The sequence below is a fragment of the Pseudomonas sp. 910_21 genome, from assembly GCF_052850735.1.
In genome coordinates this window covers 52,664-70,838 of record NZ_VXCY01000013.1, presented here as the reverse complement: position 1 = coordinate 70,838, position 18,175 = coordinate 52,664, and the positions used below count along the sequence as shown (strand labels likewise).

Genomic DNA, 18,175 nt, shown 5'->3' with positions numbered 1-18,175 from the left:
TTATTTTTCCTCCAGCACATGGGTATCGAATTGCGCCCGCAGGGCGTCGATGCCCTCCAGGCGCTGATCAAGATGGGCGCTGCGCGGGGTCAGGCAGGCGATCAGCGCCTCGACCTGGGCCAGCGCCGGCACCAGGGTGTCGAATGGCGACAGGGACTCCACCGGGGCACTGATGATCAGGTCCGCCAACTCCCGCAACGGCGAGGCATAGATGTCGGTGAACAGCACCACCCGGGCGTTGCGCGCCTTGGCCGCGCTGGCGACCCGCAGGGCCTGGGACTGATAGCGGCGGTAGTCGAACAGCAGCACCAGATCCTGGCGCTGCACATCGAACAGGCGGTCCGGCAGTTGCGCGTTGTCTTCAAGAAAGAAACAGCCTGGGCGCATCAACCGCAGATGGTTGAGCAGGTAGTGGGCCAGGAAGCTGCTGAAGCGTCCGCCGAAGCAGTACAGCTGGTGGCGGCTGTCCAGCAGCCAGTCCATGAGTACGCGGATGTCTTCGGGCTGGGTCAGGGCCTGGGTGTCTTGCAGGGCGCGCTGGCTGTCCGCCAGGTAGCGGCCCCAGGTATCGCCCTGTGCCACTTGCGCCCGTGGGCGCAGCAGGGTGCTGGGCGAGCGCAGGCGGTCGTCCATGTCGCTGAGCAGGGCTTCCTGGAATTTGCCGTAGCCGCTGAAGCCGAGTTTCTTCACCAGCCGCACGATGGTCGGGTCGCTGACCCCGGCGTGTTCCGCCAGGCGTGACATCGGCCCCAGTCCGTTGCGCGGGTAGTGGTCGAGCAGGGCGCGCACGACTTTGCGCTCTGAAGGCGTCAGGTCGAGGGCGGGGTCGGTGATCAGGTCTCTGAGAGAGGGCATCGGGGTGCCTTGGAAGCTGAATGTCGTTTTTGTTTCATAAAATGGCTAAATGATATTTATGTAATGGACGTTACATGTCTAGTGAAATTTGCTTTGGTGGCGAAATGCTTTGGACTGGGGCGTTGGGTTGTGGTTGTAGGGGGGGGAGGGGGCATATCCATTCCTGCGGGTGTGGCGGCTTATGGTTTCGCCCTTACGGCGAGTCACTTTGGAAAGAGCCCAAAGTAACCAAAGGCTCTTGCCCCTCCACTCGGTGCCTCGCCTAGGCTCGGCATGCCCTCACTCCGGCATTGATCCGTGGGCCGCCGCCACCGGCCATCCCTGGCCGGGTGGCGGCTAACCCGGCGTCCTGCCGGGTTACCCACGGCTCAATGCCTGCGTTCGGCCATCGTGGTTAACGGGGCGCTCAGATCAAAATCAAAATCAAAAGCGCGACGGCGGCCTTGCGGCCGGCCTGAAGCTAAGGGTGGGTGCGTTTCTGTAGGAGCTGGCTTGCCAGCGAAGGCGCCCGCCCAGGCGCTACATGTCTCACGGGCCTCTTCGCCGGCAAGCCGGCTCCTCCGGGGAACTGCACGGTGTATCTGTCTGCTGTAGGAGCTGGCTTGCCAGCGAAGGCGCCCGCCCAGGCGCTACATGTCTCACGGGCCTCTTCGCCGGCAAGCCGGCTCCTACGGGGAACTGCACGATGTATCTGTCTGCTGTAGGAGCTGGCTTGCCAGCGAAGGCGTCCGCCCAGGCGGGGGGCGAAAAACTCCGATCAAGGCGCTCAGGCTTGATCCGGGCCGTCGAGCGGTCGAGCCCGGGCGGTTCCCTTTGTCCCAACGCTCCCCAGTGCGATCAGTTCGGCCAGGGGCACCGCCGGGGAGAAGAAGTAGCCCTGGGCGCAGCGGATGCCAATCTTCTGGAGAATGTCGATCTGCTCCTGGGTTTCGACCCCTTCGGCCGTCAGTATCGCCTGGTACAGGCGGGCGCTTTCCTGGGCGATGGAGACCGCGGTGCGCATCCGCTCATAGTGCAGCAGGGAAATCATCGAGTGGTCGATCTTCACTTCGCTGAAGGGATACTTGGCCAGGATGCTCAGGGCCGAGTAGCCGGTGCCGAAGTCGTCAAGGGACAGTCCCACGCCGTGATCCTTGAGCAGGAGCATGTTGTGCGCCACTTGCCGAGTGTCTTGCAACAGGGTGTTCTCGGTCAGTTCCAGGGTCAGGCGTGCACCGGGAAGACCGGCTTCCTTGAGGCGCTGGATCAGCAGGACGGCAAAGTTGGCATCGCTCAGGGTCGAGGAGGAGACGTTCACCGCCAGCGGCCCTTTGAGGCCGGCATCGATGTAGTGCCGGGCGTCGCGGATCACCGCTTCGATGGTCGCCCATTCGAAGGCTTGCTGCAGGTCGTGGTGGCGGATCACTTCCAGTATCAGCAGGGGTGAAATCGTTGCGCCCTGGTCGTCCTGGGCCCGCAGCAGGGCTTCGGCGCCGATGATCGTGCGCTGGCTCAGGCAGAACTTCGGCTGGTAATACAGCGGCGGGGTGTTCGATCGCACCCACTCCAGCAGTTGCTGGCGGATGCGTTCGTTGCTCTGGGCCTGTTCGATCAGCGACTGGTGCAGGTAACGCACCGGCTGGCTGCAGTCCTGCAGGGCCAGGCTGATGTTGCGCAAGGTGACGTTGGCGCTGTCTCCGGCGCACGCATCGATCACGCAGAACTGCAGCTTGGGCGCCAGGCTGCCGTCACTGGGCAAGCCGGCCTGCAAGGTCATCTGCAGGGTAGCGAGCAGCGCCGACTCTTCGACCTGCTGGATGGAACGGTGCGGCACGATCAGTGCCAGGTTCAGGTCCGAGAACATGAAGGTGCGGGGGGCGGCACTGGCTTGCAGGGCATGGCTGGACGCCCCGCTGCTGAACTCTTGCGCCAGGGAGATCAGCAACTGGTCGGTCCAGTCATGGCCGTGGATGGCGACCAGGTCCTTGAGGTTGCTGATGTTGATCACGATCAGGGTGTGGGGCGCGCGCTGCTCTTCGCTTTGTTCCAGCAGTTGGTCGAGGTGGTTGCGCAGGGCGCGTCGATTGGGCAGTTGGGTGGTCGGATCGGTCAGGGCCTGTTGCAGCAGGCTGTGCTGGGCCTGCTGGTAGCGTGCTTCGCGGCGCAGCATGGCGAGTATCAGGATGATCATGGGCAGGGAGAGCAGGGTCGAGCTCAGTCGCAAGGACAGCAGTTGCGCGGTGATGCTGGAGCTGATTGTGCCCATCCAGTCGATGATCTGCATCGGGACGATGGCGGCGCCGACTCGTACCAGAATCACCAGTAGCACTTCCTTCAGGCTCAGGGCGCACAGGTCGCGGGTCTCGAACCAGCGATGGAGCAGCATGCCCCCCAGGGTCACCAGGCCAAAACTGAACAGCGCCTCTTCGAACTGCTCGGCGCCGGCAATGCAGTAGCGAGCCAGCGCCACCAGGGTCAGGCAGGTCATACCGCCCCACCAGCCCCCCAGCAATCCGGCGAGAAACAGCATGTCGTTGCTCAGGAAAATCTTCACCGGGGCCTGCATGAACCCGGAGGCGAGGGCGATCAAAGCGGCGTTGCTGGTGCCCAGAATCAAACCCAGCAGGATCTTTTTCGACTTGATCAGGCGCTGGGCGTCCTGACGCAGCATCAGCAGGATGCTGAAGATCCCCACCAGGGCAACGTATTGCAGCAGGATGATGGGCAGGAGCGAGGCGTTGAGAGCAAGGTCGAGAGACAAGAGCTCCCAAATACCGCTGTGCATGGTGTCGAGGTACCTGAATTCGAGTCGAAGCGTGGGAAGGTCGCGGAGGATAAAGGCGTCCTGCTTGGGCTGCCTATAGGCTGTTTCCTGTTTGGTGGTCAGGCTTTTCTTGAGTTTATGAAGAATTTTCCACCAGCTTTCTGCTGGGAATCTGCCCGGTCGCCGTGCTAAAAACCCTGCCTCAGCCCTGATTGTCCTTTGTCGAGATAGCCCCTTGCCGGCCACCCGTTTGACCCTGATCTGCCACGCCCGTACCGCCGCCCAGAAGCTCGGGCGTTTTCCCCTGGACGAAGCCGTGGAGATGGATTGGCAGGCCCAGGCCCTGAGCCGGGCGCAGCCGTTCAGGCACAAGCTGCAGGTGCTCTGCGGGCCGGAGCGGCGAACCTGTCAGACGGCGGCGCTGTTCAGCGCGGCGCCGCAAGTGCAGGAAGCCTTGCGCGACTGTGGCTTCGGTGCCTGGCAGGGGATGGCTATCGGCGATCTGCAACGGCAGCAGCCGCAAGCCTTGCAGGCCTGGCTGGAGGACCCCCACAGCGCCCCGCCGGGAGGCGAGTCGGTCGCCGAGTTGTGCCAGCGGGTGGCGCAGTGGCTGGAGCTGATGGCCCAGCGTCCCGGGCACTGGTTGGCGGTGACCCATCCCTTTGTCATGCGTGCCGTGCTGCTGCAATTGCTGCAGGCGCCCCTGGCCAGTTTCAATCTGATGGATATCGAGCCCCTGTCACGGATCGACCTCAGCCATGCCGATCGTTGGCGCCTGCGCCTGGATGGCCGCGACTGAGGAGCAGTGTCGGGTGTTGGGGCATTTCTCCGGGCGCCAAAGCCGCCCATACTTGCCCCTTGGCCCAGCAGCGAGAACCTGAACCCCATGAAAACCCTCCTGGTCATCGGCATCGGTGCCGGCAACCCCGACTTCATCACCATCCAGGCGATCAAGGCGCTGAACCGCAGTGACGTGGTGTTCCTGATGGACAAGGGGCCAAGCAAGGATTCGCTGATCGATCTGCGGCGCGAGCTGTGCCAGCGCTACCTCACCGAGCGTCCTTATCGCTTCGTCGAAGCCCAGACCCCGGAACGTCAGCGCGGCGAAGTGGACTACCAGGCCAGCGTCCAGGCCTTGAACCAGGACAAGCAGCAGATCTTCGAGCGCCTGATCAATGAGGAACTGGCGCAGGACGAGACCGGCGCCTTCCTGGTCTGGGGCGACCCGGCGCTGTACGACAGTACCCTGCGCATCCTGCAGCAGATCCTGGCCAGTGGTGCGGCGCAGTTCGAGTATCAGGTGATCCCCGGCATCACCAGCGTCCAGGCCTTGGCGGCGCAGCACAAGGTGGCGTTGAACCGTATTGGCCGCTCAGTGGAAATCACCACCGGGCGGCGCCTGGCGGCGGGGCAGTCCGGTGATGCCGACAGCCGGGTGGTGATGCTCGACGCCGAGGATTCCTACCGCCAGCTGCGCCATCAGGACCTGGACATCTACTGGGGCGCCTACCTGGGCACGGCGGACGAGATCCTCATTTCCGGACGCCTCGACGAGGTTGCCGACGACATCCAGCGGGTTCGTCGCCAAGCGCGCGAGGCACATGGCTGGATCATGGACACCTACCTTCTGCGCAAACCGGAGCCTTAGGCGCCGGCCGGGTTGGACGCCGGCGGATAAGCGTGGTGTTCTTCGCCGGCAGCGGGGTCTCCCTCTTTTCCCGTAGGAGCGGGCTTGCCCGCGAAGAGGCCGGGATGGACACCACCGTATGAACGTCGTGTTCTTCGCCGGCAAGCCGGCTCCTACGGGGGGGATTTTTCGCCGAAGCGTTCGCGGTAGGCCGAGGGCGGCAGGCCCACCAGGCTGCGAAAGGCCACGCGAAAACTTTCCACCGAGCGATAACCGCAACGCAGGGCGATGCTTTCCGTGGTTTCGCTGCCGCTTTCCAGCAGCTCCCGGGCCCGGGCCATTCGCTCATGCTGCAGCCAGGCCTTGGGCGAGGCGCCGGTGGCGTCGTTGAAACGTCGCAAGAAGGTGCGTTCGCTCATCAGCGCCCGGGCCGCCAGGTCGCTCACCGCCAGCGGTTCATGCAGGCGTTGCCGAGCCCATTGCATGACCCGTGACAGGTCGCTGCGCGGGGTGCGGCTGACCGGGGCTGGAATGAACTGGGCCTGGCCGCCGGTACGTTGGGGCGACATCACCAGGCGCCGGGCCACGCTGTTGGCCACCTGGGTGCCGAAGTCCCGGGCCACCAGGTGCAGGCAGGCATCGATGCCGGCGGCGCTGCCGGCAGAGGTGATCAGTTGGCCGGCGTCCACATAGAGCACGTCCGGGTCCACCGAGATGTCCGGGAAGCGCTCGGCCAGCTCTTGGGTGTAGCGCCAGTGAGTGGTGGCGCCCAGGCCGTTGAGCAGGCCGCTGGCCGCCAGAGCGAACACCCCCGAGCAGATCGACAGCAGCCGCGCGCCGCGATGGTAGGCCCGGCGCAGGGCTTGCAGCAGCTCGGGCGGCGGCGCCTCGTCGCGGTTGCGCCAGCCGGGAATGATGATGGTCCGGGCCTGTTCCAGCCGTTCCAGGCCGCCATCGGCCAGTATCCGGATACCGCCCGCTGCGCGCATCGGCCCCGGGTCTACGGCGACGATGCAGTGCTCATACCAGGGAAAATCGAACTCCGGCCGGGCCAGGCCGAAGATTTCCACGGCAATGCCGAATTCGAAGGTGCAAAGGCCGTCGTAGGCCAGGATCGCGACCAAACCGGGGGGATTGTGCATTTGGCGGAAAGTTACCAGTCGGTGTCCGGAGCGCCACTTTAGCGCGGTAGGGCAGGGCCTATAAAGTCCTTCTCACCTTAATCGCGAGTTTCTGGAGACGCCCATGACCAGCCTGGTCCGCAGCACTGCCGCCGCCCCTTCGGCCATTGCCCTGATGCATTTTTGCAACCGCCTGACCTTCGAAACCGACTGTTCCGACGTCTACAGCAGCCAGGAGGCCGGGGAAGTGGATTTTGTCCTGGTGGATGTGCGTGGCCCCGAAGCCTTTGCCCGTGGCCATGTCCCCGGGGCGATCAATCTGCCCGGGCGCTTGCTCACTGCAGAACACCTGGCCGGTTATCCTCGTGACACTCTGTTCGTGGTGTATTGCGCCGGCCCTCACTGCAATGGCGCGAACAAGGCGGCGGTCAAGCTGGCGGCCCTGGAATACCCGGTCAAGGAGATGATCGGCGGTGTCACCGGCTGGCTCGATGAAGGCTTCCAGCTCAGCACCGGGCAAGCGCGCCGCGAGGGAGCGGATCTGTCCTGCGCCTGCTGAAGGGCTCACTGCGCTGGCAGCGGCCTCAGGCTGGGGCCAGCGGGTGATGTGTCGGTAAACATGGCGCGTTCTGAGGCGAACGTCGGGTTTTTCAGGGACAAACGCACCACGTCGGGGCGCGGCAGGAGGTAGAGGGTCGCGGTTGCATATTTTTTATAAGTATTTGTCGCATAAACACAATTTGCTTCCCGGGAGCCGCTCTAGACTGCTGGCCACTTCGATTTGCCCATAATCGAAACCAGCCAATAAAAGTCTCCGTCTCCTGGAGTTATAAATGAACAAGTTTGTGCTGTTTGGTGCCCTGGCACTGTCGCTGTTTTCCTTCACCGCCTCCGCCGACGAGGCCAAGCCGATCCGTATCGGTATCGAAGCCGGCTACCCACCGTTCTCGATGAAGACTCCCGACGGCAAGCTCACCGGTTTCGATGTGGACCTGGGCGATGCCCTGTGTGAGCAGATGAAGGTCAAGTGCACCTGGGTCGAGCAGGAATTCGACGGCCTGATCCCAGCGCTGAAGGTGAAAAAGATCGACGCCATCCTGTCGTCCATGACCATCACCGACGATCGCAAGAAGAACGTCGATTTCACCATCAAGTACTACCACACCCCGGCGCGCTTCGTGATGAAGACCGGCACCGCCATCAAGGACCCGCTGACCGAGCTCAAGGGCAAGAAAGTCGGTGTGCTGCGCGCCAGTACCCACGACCGCTTCGCCACTGAAGTGCTGGTGCCGGCCGGTATCGACCTGGTGCGCTACGGCTCTCAGCAGGAAGCCAACCTGGATATGGTGTCCGGTCGCGTCGACGCGCTGCTGGCGGACTCGGTCAACCTCGACGACGGTTTCCTGAAAACCGACGCCGGCAAGGGCTTCGCCTTCGTCGGTCCCGAGTACAACGACCCGAAATACTTCGGTGGCGGTGCCGGCATCGCCGTACGCAAGGGCGACAAGGAGCTGGCAGAGAAATTCAACACCGCCATCACCGAGATCCGCGCCAACGGCAAGTACAAGCAAGTGCAAGACAAATACTTCGACTTTGATGTCTACGGCGAGTAAGCCGCAGGCTGCAAAGTTTGGCTAAAAAAGGTGGCGCCCGTGATCCGGTCGCCACCTTTTTTGTGCGCCGCTGTTTTATTCTGCGCCACGCCTTTTTTGATCCCCGGAGCCACTATGCAACGCATCGACCATTCCTTGCCCTGGGGCCACCTGGGCACGGCGCGCCAGCTCAGCGTGTTTCGCTTCGGCAGCGCTGGCCGCAAGGTGTATATCCAGGCCAGCCTGCACGCCGATGAACTGCCGGGCATGCGCACGGCCTGGGAGCTGAAGCAACGCCTGGCGGAACTGGAGCGCCAGGGGCGTTTGCAGGGCGTGATCGAACTGGTGCCGGTGGCCAACCCCATCGGCCTGGACCAGCAGGTTCAGGGCAGTCACCTGGGGCGTTTCGAACTGGGCAGTGGCAAGAACTTCAACCGTGCCTTCGTCGAACTCAGTGGTCCGGTGGGCGACCTGATCGGCAAGCAGCTGGGGGATGACGCAGCGGCCAACGTTGCCCTGATCCGCCACACCATGCTCCAGGTGCTGGATCAGCTGCCGGCTCCGGACTCGCAGCTGCAAGCCTTGCACCGGCTGCTGTTGCGCCACGCCTGCGACGCCGATATCACCCTCGACCTGCATTGCGATTTCGAGGCGGCGATCCACCTCTATGCCTTGCCCCAGCACTGGCCGCGGTGGCAGTCCCTGGCGGCACGTCTGAAGGCCGGGGTGGCGTTGCTCTGCGAGGATTCCGGCGGCAGTTCCTTCGACGAATCCTGCTCCTCGCCCTGGCTGCGCCTGGCCCGGGACTTTCCCCGGGCGGCGATTCCCCCGGCCAACCTGGCCGCCACCCTGGAGCTGGGCAGCATGGGTGACACCCGGGTCGAGCAGGCCCGGGCCAATTGTGAAGCCATCCTCGGCTTTCTGGCCGAGCAGGGCCTGATCAGTGGCCAGTGGCCCGCTGCGCCGGGTGAGTGCTGTGAAGGCATGCCCTTCGAAGGCACCCAATACCTGTTCGCCCCGCACCCTGGCGTGGTCAGTTTTCTGCGGGATGCCGGCGAGTGGGTGGAGCGCGGCGACGCCCTGTTCGAAGTGGTCGACCCCTTGAACGACATCGTCAGCACCGTGCGTGCCGGCATCAGCGGCGTGCTCTTTGCCCTGGATCGCGGTCGCTATACCCAGCCGGGAATCTGGCTGGCCAAGGTGGCCGGACGCGAAGCGATCCGCAGCGGCAAGTTGATCAACGACTGACCCGCCAAGGTGACGTCGACCGGGGAAGAAGCGGGCTTGCCAGCGAAACCCCCGGCGCGTCCGCCGTCGATCTGCTTTTGCCCCCTTTGCCGGCAAGCCGGCTCCTGCGCCAGAGGTGTCCATGTCCCGAGTGTCGCTGTGCATCCGCCTGCTGTTTGCCCTCTGCCTGCTGGCGGCGACTTTCAATCACCTGCGCGCGGCCCTGGATCACGGCCTGCTCTGGGATTATGGCTACGGCGCCGAAACGCCCCTGGCCAGCCGCGCCTTCTGGGGCTCGCTGACCCTGTTCGACCCTCTGGCGGCGCTGCTGTTGTTCGTGCGTGCGCGCTGGGGGCTGATCCTGACCCTGGCCATCATCCTGCTGGATGTCCTGCATAACAGCTTCTATGTGGCCGCCCACAGCCAGTGGCTGGAAACCTTCTACCTGTCTCAGGTGGGCTTTGGCCTGGCGGTGGTGGTGCTGTTGCCCTGGGCCTGGCGCGGTCTGGCGCTGGAGCGCGCGGCAACTGATCTTGCAGGCCCGGCGATGCTAGGCTCTGACACTGCATTTTTCGTCACCCCTTCGCAAAAAAGGAGCAGGACATGATCCGCTACCTGGCGCTTCTGGCGCTGTTGGCCGTGCCCTTGGTTCACGCCCAGACCCCGCTGCACGACGACTTGCCGCTGCGCTATCTGGAGCAGGCTCCCAGCGACACCCGCAACCAGCCGCTGGTGATCTTCCTGCATGGCTACGGCAGCAACGAAGCCGACCTGTTCGGTATCCGCGAGCGTTTGCCGGCCAGCTATACCTACCTGTCGGCCCGGGCGCCACAGACCCTGGAAGAGGGCAGCTACCAGTGGTTCAACCGAAAGGGGCAGGGCGCCTATGACGGCGTCACCGAGGAGCTTTCCAGCAGCGCCGAACTGATCGGCCAGTTTGTCCGCGGTGCGGTGGCCAAGTACCAGACCCAGCCGGACAAGGTGGTGCTGGTGGGGTTCAGCCAGGGTGCGGTGATGGCCTATGAAGTGGGCCTGCGTCATCCGCAGTCGGTGCGGGGCATTGCCGCCTTGAGCGGGAAGATCCTGCCGCTTTTGGCCTCCCAGGTGAAGAACAACCCGACCTTGCAGCGCCTGGGAATCTTTATCGGTCATGGCACCGCTGACCAGCGCCTGCCCTACAGCGATGGGGTCGAGGCCAACGACTTGCTGCAGGAGCAGTCCCTGACGCCGCAGTTCCATGCCTACCCGGGCATGGGCCACAGCATCAGCGAAGTGGAGATTGAAGACCTCAACCGCTGGCTGCAGGGGCTCAACCCCTGAGCCGGGGGCCAGGTTACTGAGGCAGGATCTGTTTCATCAACGCTGCGTGACCGGCCTTGTCCGTCCCCCGGGAAATCACCTGGATCACCGCCATGCGGGTGCCGGAGCCGGCGATCAGGGTCGAGTTCAGGGTCAGGCCACCGCCCTGGGTGGCGGTACTGTCGATCTGGCGCACGCCGAGCCCCTTGAGGGTCATGCTCTTTTCACTTTGCTTGCTGAAGTCCGGCAGCGCTGCGGCCTGTTGCGACAGGAATCCGCTGACGGCGGCATCGAGAAAGGCGCCGTCGTTGTCCTTGACCCGAGCACCGTTGGGAATGGTGTTCTGGGCGGCGATCACCACGGTGCGAGTGGTGGCGTTGGAGTACAGGGTGCCGCTGGCGCCCGCGGTGCCGTCGGCCTCGCTGCCGGCCGGCAGGGCCGAGGCGCTGAAGCCCTTGGGCAGGGTAAAGGCCAGCTTGCCGTCGAGCATCGAGACCTTCTCCCCCGGCGCCGGTTTGGCCGAGGACTGGCCGGCGGCAACCGCGTTCAGCGCACCGAGGCCCGCCACTGCGGCGAACACCAGGACCAGGGCTTTTCTAGCGAAGGATGACATGCACAATCTCCAGGCATTGGATCGAAGGCGCGCATCATCCCACGGCCGTCACGGCCTGCTCCAGAGGGATTTTTCCCGACGGACCAATGGCCGGGAATGCGTGCCGGCGCGGCTTGTGCTGGAGCGGTGGGCGGCGTTCTGCTTGCCGGTGCACAAGTCCGCGAGACGGCTTTCGCCGGCAAGCCGGCTCCTACGTGGTTGTTCGAGGTGTGCTCAACAATCGTTTGCTCAGGGCCAGCACCAGCATTGATACCGCCACCCCCAGCACGAAGGCCCACAGCCCCAGCGAGGGCAGGGCTGTGGCCAGCACCAGGCAGAACGCGGCGAAGGAGTACAGGCCGGTGCTCAAGGCACGCAGCAGCACGGTGGTGAAGGCCACCCCATGGCTCTGATGGGAGAACACCGCCAATACGCTGCCCAACACCGGGAAGACCGCCAGCATGCCGCTCCAGCGTTCGCCGACGGTGCTGGCCAGTAAGGTGACGGCCAGGGTCAACAGGGCCCCGGCGAGCATGCGATACACCAGTTTGTCGGACTGGGTGCCGGGCAGGGCGGGCACAGTCCTGACCCGGGGGAACACCCGGGGCGCCAGTAACAGGGCGCTGGCGGCACAGAAAATCGAGAACCCCAGGGAGGCCGGGACCTGGGCGATCACGCTGGCCAGCAGCACCCAGACCAGGGTGGCGATGCTCAGGGCCCCGGGCCAGGCCAGGGTCTGCGCGGCATGGGTGTAGGCAACGCTGAAAGCGATCATGGCGAACAATGCCGAGAGGGCCGCCACTGCGGCGTGGGTGGCGAACACCGGGCCTTGCTCCAGGGCCAGAAACAGCAGGATCGGCCCCACCACTACCGGAAAACCCGCGAGCCAGCCGGCAACATTCGGCCCCCAGCGCTTGCTCGCCAGGGAAATCAACAGCAGGAATCCGGGAACTGTCAGCAGTTTCAACAGCAGCATGGGAGGACTCGGTGGATGAACGGTGCGCCACCCTAGCATCCAACCCGGCATTTGGTGCGTATCTGATACCTGTACCTGGCAAATAGCCAAGCGCCGGAGAGGGTAGGACAGTGCTGGGTTTTCTTGTACGAAACATTGAGGATGAATCGGGTTTTGAGCTTTTTGTACAAGTATTAGTGAGTTTTATCGGGTTTTTATCGATAAAAGTTGTACAAAAATTAAATTCTCGTATAGGTTTTTCAGTGTGGGATGAGGTGATAACTGCCAGTTTTTGCGGCTCAGGCTGTCACTCCCCGCGCTTTTGGGTTCCCGAGGTCAAGCCCTGGTGGAATCGGGGCTGGGTCAGTTGTGTGGTTGGCCACCTCGGGACCCTTTTTTTCCTTGGTGCGTGCAAGGAAATGCCCGCTTCATCAACCTTGCGGAATCTGTGCGCCATGTACGATCCACTCTCCGAACATTTTCACGGCATTCTCCAGGGGCTGGGTGAAGACCCGTACCGCGAAGGCTTGCGGGACACCCCGCAGCGAGCGTCAAAGGCCTTGCGTTATCTGTGCCATGGTTACGAAACCAGCCTCGAAGCGTTGGTCAACGGTGCGTTGTTCAGCTCCACCAGCGACGAGATGGTGATGGTCCAGAACATCGAGTTGTATTCCCTGTGCGAGCACCATTTGCTGCCCTTCATCGGTCAGGCCCATGTGGCTTACATCCCCACCGGCCAGGTACTGGGCCTGTCCAAGGTGGCGCGGATCGTCGACATGTATGCGCGACGCCTGCAGATCCAGGAAAACCTGACCCGGCAGATTGCCGAGGCGATCCAGGAAGTGACCCGGGCTGCCGGGGTGGCGGTGGTCATCGAAGCGCGGCACATGTGCATGATGATGCGCGGGGTCGAGAAGCAGAATTCGCTGATGAACACCTCGGTGATGCTGGGGGCCTTTCGCGAGTCCAGCAGCACCCGCCAGGAGTTTCTCCAACTGTTGCGCAGGCAGCCCTGAATGAAGCGCATCCGGCGAGTGGGCGCGGCCCGGTGGTTGTGGCTGCTGATGCTGCTCTGCGCCACGGCCAATGCCGGCTGGCAAGCGTCGTTGCCCAATGCCCGACTGCTGGGCAGCGGTGAGTTCAGCTGGTTCGGCTTCAAGGTCTACAGCGCGCGGCTCTGGGGCACGGCGTTGCCATTGGCGGACGACAGCCCCTTTGCCCTGGAGCTGACCTACCGGCGCACGATCCGGCGTGACGAGCTGGTGCAGACCAGTCTGGATGAGATCCAGCGCTTGTCCGGCACGGCGGTCAGTGCGGCGCAACTCAAGGATTGGCAGGCGCAGATGCAGCGCGCCTTCGTCGATGTCGAACCGGGTCAGCGCATCACCGGGGTGTTCCTGCCCGGTCGCGGGGTGCAGTTTTTTGTCGACCAGCGCTTGCAGTACACGGTCGACGACGAAGCCTTCGCCCGAGCGTTCTTCGCCATCTGGCTCGACCCGCGCACCCGCAATCCGCAGTTGCGCGCACAACTGCTGGGCCGATAGCGGGCGCAGCACAGGAGATGTTCCATGCTCAAGAAATACTTGCTGGTGCTGTGCCTCGGCCTGGTCGCTTGCAGCGACACCGACGTCAAGCAATACCGTGACCAGAAGCCCGAGCTGGAGCTGCGGCAGTTCTTCAGTGGCCGGGTGGAGGCCTGGGGCCTGTTCCAGAAGCGCTCCGGCGAGGTGATCAAGCGCTTTCATGTGCAGATCGACAGCCGCAGCGAAGGCGAGAAGTTCATCATGCACGAGGACTTTACCTACAGCGACGGCAGCCGCCAGACCCGGGTCTGGACCCTGGTCCAGACGGGCCCCGGTCTGTGGCGCGGGACCGCCGACGATGTGGTCGGTGAGGCCCTGGGCGAAGTCTCCGGCAATGCCCTGCGCTGGCGTTATGTGCTCAACCTGCCGGTGGACGGCAAGACCTATCAGGTGCACTTCGATGACTGGATGTACCTGTTGGACGAAAACACCCTGGCCAATCGTTCCTACATGACCAAGTTCGGCTTCGAGCTGGGGCAGGTGACCCTGTTCTTCCGGCGCCAGCCCGGCTGATGGGGCTCGCTCCGGGTGTCAGGACGGGTCGTCGAGAAAGCGCCCGCGATGGTCGGGGCTGGGCAGCAGGCAGACGTCGTGCCGACCGAACCAGCGGTAGCGGTTGCCGGCGATACGGTCGTAGCCCCAGTCCCGCAGTGGCCGGGGAATCCAGCGCAGCAGGCGCAGCCAGCGCCAGGGGGCGGGCAGTTGCGCCATCAGGCGGATAAAGGCCTCGGAGCGTTGGGACAGACCCTGGTCCTCGATCAGTAGCACTGAGTCGAACTGCTCGGTGGGCTGGCCGAACCATTTCAGCAGCGCCTGGCCCTGGGGCGATTGCATCGACGCCAGTTTGATTCGCCGCTGGCTGTCGTGGTGGATGACGAAACGCACCGAGGCATTGCACAGCTTGCACACACCGTCGAACAGCAGCACCCGGTCGCCGGGATGCAGGAAGGGGGGCTGGGTGTCGGGTTCTGGAACTGGCGCACTGCTGTTCACGGGGCCACCTTGGGCAGGAAGTCGATGCCTGCAGCAGGCGTCGCAAGGGTCTGGAATGGCTGCAGCATACTCGCCTTCAGGGTGAAAATTCAGGCTTGGGTGCCTGCGCTGAAACCTCTAAGCTGGGCCCTTGCGTCAATTCGTCGTGGAAATCCCCGTGAAATTCAGCCTACCGAACATAGCCACCGCCCCCTTTTGTCCGCCGGAAGTGGCGGGCTCCGTGTCCGTCGATCCCCGCGCCTCGCTGTTCAAGCGTTTGTTGCGTTTTGCCGGTCCCGGGTTGCTGATTTCCATCGGTTACATGGACCCGGGCAACTGGGCCACGGCCATCGAGGCGGGGTCGCGCTATGGCTACAACCTGCTGTTCGTGGTGTTGCTGGCGAGCCTGGCCGGCATGGCGGTGCAATGCCTGTGCTCACGCCTGGGTATCGCCACCGGGCGCGATCTGGCGCAGCTCTGCCGGGAACGCTACAGCCCCCGTTCGGCCCGGGCCCAGTGGCTGGCGGCAGAGGTGTCGATCATCGCCACCGACCTTGCCGAAGTGCTGGGATGTGCCCTGGCGTTCCACCTGTTGCTAGGGGTGTCCCTGAGCACCGGGATTGTCATCACCGCCTTCGACACGCTGTTGGTCCTGGCTTTGCAGAATCGCGGCTTTCGCCGGCTGGAGGCGATCATGCTGGCGCTGGTGGCGACCATCGGCGTGTGTTTCTTCATTGAACTGCTGCTGATCAAACCCTATTGGCCGGACGTGGCCCGGGGCTTCACCCCCTCGCTTTCGGCCATCAGCGACGCCGCGCCGCTGTACCTGGCCATCGGCATCCTTGGCGCTACGGTGATGCCCCACAACCTCTACCTGCACACTTCGGTGGTGCAGACCCGCTTGATCGGCCAGGACCGGGCCAGCCGCGCCGATGCCATCAAGCTGGCGCGGATCGACACCATCGGCTCCCTGGCCCTGGCGCTGCTGGTGAACGCGGCGATCCTGATCCTTGCCGCCGCGGCCTTCCACAACACCGGACACAGCGATGTGGTGGAAATCCAGGATGCCTACCACCTGCTGGACCCGCTGGTGGGTGGAGCCCTGGCCAGCGTGCTGTTCGGCGTGGCGCTGCTGGCCTCGGGACAGAGCTCGACCTTCACCGGGACCATTGCCGGGCAGGTGATCATGGAGGGTTACCTGAACCTGCGGATTCCCTGCTGGCAGCGGCGCCTGATCACCCGGGGGCTGGCGCTGATTCCGGCGTTTATCGGCGTCTGGCTGCTGGGGGATGGCGCAGTGGGCCAACTGCTGGTGTTGAGCCAGGTGGTGCTGAGCCTGCAACTGCCGTTTGCCCTGTACCCGCTGATCCGCATGACCAACGACCGGCGCCTGATGGGCGAATTCGTCAACCGCTGGCCGACGCGATGGCTGGCCTGGAGCTTGTTCGCCGTCATCAGCGCAGCCAACACCTGGCTGATCGCCCAACTCTTCCTCTAACAGCCGGCTTGCCGGCGAAGGGGTTGTTGAGCCTTGAGCAGGTCCTGCCGACGCCTTCGCTGGCAAGCCAGCTCCTACGGGGCGGTGGTGGGTGTGGGGGTTGGGCGGCGGTCCCAATACGGCTCCGGGCCGAATTTGTCGACGAAGAAGTCGATCACCGTGCGCACCTTCACCGAGAGGCGCCGGCTGCCGGGCCAGAGGGCGGCAATCTGCTGCGGCTCGAGACTGGTGGCCACATCGAAGTCTTCGAACAAGGCCACCAGGCGGCCTTGATGCAGGGCCTCGCCAATCAGCCATGAAGGAAACATCACCAGCCCCAGGCCCTGTTCGGCGGCCTGGGTCAGGGTGTCGGCGTGGTTGCCGGTCAGGGGGCCCTTGACGCTGTAAGGCGTCCAGTCGCCCCGGCCCTGACGGAAGAACCAGCGCTGCTGGCCGGTTTCGCCCTTGTAGGCCAGGCACTGGTGCTGCTGCAACTGCTGCGGGTGTCGCGGTGTGCCATGGCGTTCCAGATAGGCGGGGCTGGCCGCCACCCGATAGCGCTGGGGGGCGAGCAGGCGTGCCTGCATCGAGGAGTCCTCCAGAACGCCGATGCGAAACAGCAGGTCGGTGCCGTCCTGCAAGGGGTCGATGTAGCTGTCGGTCTGCTGGATATCCAGTTGCAGCTTCGGATAGCGCCCGTGCAGTTCCCCCAGCCAGGGCGACAGGTGCCGCTGGCCAAACACCACCGGAGCATTGATCCGCACCAACCCGGCGGGTTCGTCCTGCTGTTCCTGCAAGGCTTGTTCCGCCTCTTCCCATTGCGCCAATACCCGCCGGGCGTGATGCCCCAGCAGGCGTCCGGCTTCGGTGGGGCTGACGGCGCGGGTGTGGCGATAGAGCAGTTGCTGGCCCAGGGCTTGCTCCATCAGTTGGATCTGCCGCGAGATGGAGGACGGCGCCAGCCCCTCGCGGCGCGCCACGGCGGAGAAACTGCCCTGGTCAAGCACCGCGACGAACAGGCGCAGGGCCTTGAAGCCCAGGTCGTTGAAGCCTTGCATGGGAAATCCTTGCTGTGCGTTTTGCGCAAAGGTGTTGTCGGCATGCTCCCATTTATCGCAAAGCTGACGCAATCGATAATGCCCGCCATTCCTTGATCTCCAAGCAGGTGTTGCATGTCTTCCAATGTTTTAGATCCGGCGCTGCCGACCCCGGCGGCCCTGGTTGAACCCCGCGCTGGCTGGCAGCGCTGGATGTTGTTGCCGCTGGTGATCCTGGCGGGCATGGGGCTGTCGGTGGAGGCTGGTCTGTTGGGGCCGCTGGGAGCCAAGGTCGGTCATCTGTGGGCGACCTTGAGCATCTTCGGTGTGGGCACGGCATTGCTGTTTCTGCTGCTGTTGTTCAGCGGTCCGCAGCCGGGGCCGGCCTTCAGCCAACTGCCGCGCTGGCAATTGCTCGGTGGGGTGCTGGGACCGATCTACGTGGTGGTGCTGACCTTGGCCACGCCCCATATCGGCATTGCCATGACTATGATCGCGATCCTCTCCGGGCAAGTGGGCAAGAGCGTGCTGATCGACCATTTCGGCTGGTTCGGCAGCGCCCGCAAGCCGGTCAACGGCGAACGCTGGCTGGCCCTGGTGCTGATTGTCGTGGCCCTGATCCTGATTGCCCGAGGTTGAACATGAACCTGATTCTATTGTTGGTGCTGGTGGTGGCCGCGGGTGCGGTGCTCAGTGTGCAAGCGGCGATCAATGGCCGCCTGGGTGAAAGCGTCGGGGTGTTGCGCAGCAGCCTGCTGACCTTTGCCGTGGGGGCCTTGATCACCGGTCTGTTGATCGTGTTTTTCCAGCCGCCCCAGGCCATGACCTTGCTCCAGGCGCCGAAATGGCAGCTGACCGGGGCCTTGTTCGGCGTGGTCTACATGCTGGTGATGGTGGGGGCGGTGCCCCGGGTCGGCGCGGCGGTGGCCACGGTGGCGGTGATCCTTGGGCAGTTGGGCATGGGCATGCTGATCGACAACTTCGGCTGGTTCGGCAACCCGGCCATCGAGCTCTCCGCCAGCCGGATTCTGGCGATGCTGTGCCTGGCCCTGGCGCTGCTGTTCATGTACCGCAGCAGCCGGCGTTAGCCGCGGC

General features: G+C 64.1%; 20 protein-coding genes. 13 read left to right on the top strand and 7 right to left on the bottom strand.

Annotated features, from left to right (window positions below):
* Positions 1-855, bottom strand: a complete 855-nt coding sequence (locus FW796_RS30785) for a MurR/RpiR family transcriptional regulator (protein ID WP_446440617.1) — start codon at positions 853-855, stop codon at positions 1-3.
* Positions 856-1,621: 766 nt separating this feature from the next.
* Positions 1,622-3,619 (bottom strand): EAL domain-containing protein, encoded by a 1,998-nt coding sequence (locus tag FW796_RS30780; RefSeq protein ID WP_446440616.1) that lies wholly within the window; start codon positions 3,617-3,619, stop codon positions 1,622-1,624.
* Positions 3,620-3,833: 214 nt separating this feature from the next.
* On the opposite strand from FW796_RS30780, the gene FW796_RS30775 reads away from it, so the two are divergent.
* Together FW796_RS30775 and cobF are read left to right on the top strand one after the other, a co-directional pair.
* The gene (locus FW796_RS30775; protein WP_404939208.1) at positions 3,834-4,397 is read left to right on the top strand and encodes a histidine phosphatase family protein; all 564 of its coding nucleotides are present in this window, start codon (positions 3,834-3,836) and stop codon (positions 4,395-4,397) included.
* 87 nt (positions 4,398-4,484) lie between these two features.
* On the top strand, positions 4,485-5,246 hold the full coding sequence (gene cobF / locus FW796_RS30770; RefSeq protein WP_446440615.1) for a precorrin-6A synthase (deacetylating): 762 nt from the start codon (positions 4,485-4,487) through the stop codon (positions 5,244-5,246).
* A gap of 152 nt (positions 5,247-5,398) precedes the next feature.
* Here the strand turns inward: cobF and ftrA are convergent, their stop codons facing one another.
* Entirely contained in the window at positions 5,399-6,367 is a 969-nt protein-coding gene (gene ftrA / locus FW796_RS30765) for a transcriptional regulator FtrA (protein ID WP_446440614.1), read from the bottom strand.
* Between the two features lie 103 nt (positions 6,368-6,470).
* On the opposite strand from ftrA, the gene FW796_RS30760 reads away from it, so the two are divergent.
* The 5 genes from FW796_RS30760 (at position 6,471) to FW796_RS30740 (ending at position 10,485) form a co-directional block, all read left to right on the top strand.
* Complete coding sequence (locus FW796_RS30760; protein ID WP_346636403.1) at positions 6,471-6,905, top strand: rhodanese-like domain-containing protein; 435 nt, start codon at positions 6,471-6,473, stop codon at positions 6,903-6,905.
* A 274-nt stretch (positions 6,906-7,179) separates the two neighbouring features.
* Positions 7,180-7,959: an ABC transporter substrate-binding protein gene (locus FW796_RS30755; RefSeq protein WP_346636404.1), complete on the top strand. Its 780-nt coding sequence runs from the start codon at positions 7,180-7,182 to the stop codon at positions 7,957-7,959.
* 114 nt (positions 7,960-8,073) lie between these two features.
* Positions 8,074-9,186, top strand: coding sequence for a succinylglutamate desuccinylase/aspartoacylase family protein (locus tag FW796_RS30750; protein ID WP_404939214.1), 1,113 nt, complete (start codon positions 8,074-8,076; stop codon positions 9,184-9,186).
* A 121-nt stretch (positions 9,187-9,307) separates the two neighbouring features.
* Positions 9,308-9,772 (top strand): hypothetical protein, encoded by a 465-nt coding sequence (locus FW796_RS30745; RefSeq protein WP_346636406.1) that lies wholly within the window; start codon positions 9,308-9,310, stop codon positions 9,770-9,772.
* Positions 9,769-10,485 (top strand): alpha/beta hydrolase, encoded by a 717-nt coding sequence (locus FW796_RS30740; RefSeq protein ID WP_346636407.1) that lies wholly within the window; start codon positions 9,769-9,771, stop codon positions 10,483-10,485. Before FW796_RS30745 ends, FW796_RS30740 begins: the two co-directional genes overlap by 4 nt.
* 13 nt (positions 10,486-10,498) lie before the next feature.
* On the opposite strand, the gene FW796_RS30735 is transcribed toward FW796_RS30740, so the two are convergent.
* The gene (locus tag FW796_RS30735; RefSeq protein ID WP_404939216.1) at positions 10,499-11,077 is read right to left on the bottom strand and encodes a hypothetical protein; all 579 of its coding nucleotides are present in this window, start codon (positions 11,075-11,077) and stop codon (positions 10,499-10,501) included.
* 190 nt (positions 11,078-11,267) lie between these two features.
* The gene (locus tag FW796_RS30730; RefSeq protein ID WP_446440613.1) at positions 11,268-12,032 is read right to left on the bottom strand and encodes a hypothetical protein; all 765 of its coding nucleotides are present in this window, start codon (positions 12,030-12,032) and stop codon (positions 11,268-11,270) included.
* A 434-nt stretch (positions 12,033-12,466) separates the two neighbouring features.
* On the opposite strand from FW796_RS30730, the gene folE reads away from it, so the two are divergent.
* From folE to FW796_RS30715, 3 genes are read left to right on the top strand one after another with little or no spacing between them, the layout of a single operon-like run.
* Complete coding sequence (gene folE / locus FW796_RS30725) at positions 12,467-13,027, top strand: GTP cyclohydrolase I FolE (protein WP_446440612.1); 561 nt, start codon at positions 12,467-12,469, stop codon at positions 13,025-13,027.
* Complete coding sequence (locus FW796_RS30720; RefSeq protein ID WP_346636411.1) at positions 13,028-13,555, top strand: chalcone isomerase family protein; 528 nt, start codon at positions 13,028-13,030, stop codon at positions 13,553-13,555. It begins immediately after the preceding gene.
* Between the two features lie 24 nt (positions 13,556-13,579).
* Entirely contained in the window at positions 13,580-14,107 is a 528-nt protein-coding gene (locus FW796_RS30715; protein ID WP_446440611.1) for a DUF3833 domain-containing protein, read from the top strand.
* A gap of 18 nt (positions 14,108-14,125) precedes the next feature.
* Here FW796_RS30715 and FW796_RS30710 read toward each other — a convergent pair whose 3' ends face one another.
* Positions 14,126-14,587, bottom strand: a complete 462-nt coding sequence (locus FW796_RS30710; protein WP_404939220.1) for a thiol-disulfide oxidoreductase DCC family protein — start codon at positions 14,585-14,587, stop codon at positions 14,126-14,128.
* A gap of 157 nt (positions 14,588-14,744) precedes the next feature.
* Here FW796_RS30710 and FW796_RS30705 point away from each other — a divergent pair, with 157 nt between their 5' ends.
* Complete coding sequence (locus FW796_RS30705; protein ID WP_446440610.1) at positions 14,745-16,064, top strand: Nramp family divalent metal transporter; 1,320 nt, start codon at positions 14,745-14,747, stop codon at positions 16,062-16,064.
* Between the two features lie 74 nt (positions 16,065-16,138).
* Here the strand turns inward: FW796_RS30705 and FW796_RS30700 are convergent, their stop codons facing one another.
* On the bottom strand, positions 16,139-17,101 hold the full coding sequence (locus FW796_RS30700) for a LysR family transcriptional regulator (RefSeq protein WP_346636415.1): 963 nt from the start codon (positions 17,099-17,101) through the stop codon (positions 16,139-16,141).
* Between the two features lie 192 nt (positions 17,102-17,293).
* Between FW796_RS30700 and FW796_RS30695 the strand changes: the two genes are divergently transcribed.
* Both FW796_RS30695 and FW796_RS30690 read left to right on the top strand, forming a co-directional pair.
* Positions 17,294-17,719 carry a DMT family transporter gene (locus FW796_RS30695; RefSeq protein ID WP_404939964.1) on the top strand — a complete coding sequence of 142 codons (426 nt, stop codon included), beginning with the start codon at positions 17,294-17,296 and terminating at the stop codon, positions 17,717-17,719.
* Positions 17,720-17,721: 2 nt separating this feature from the next.
* Positions 17,722-18,168 carry a DMT family transporter gene (locus tag FW796_RS30690; protein ID WP_346636417.1) on the top strand — a complete coding sequence of 149 codons (447 nt, stop codon included), beginning with the start codon at positions 17,722-17,724 and terminating at the stop codon, positions 18,166-18,168.
* Positions 18,169-18,175: the final 7 nt, after the last annotated feature.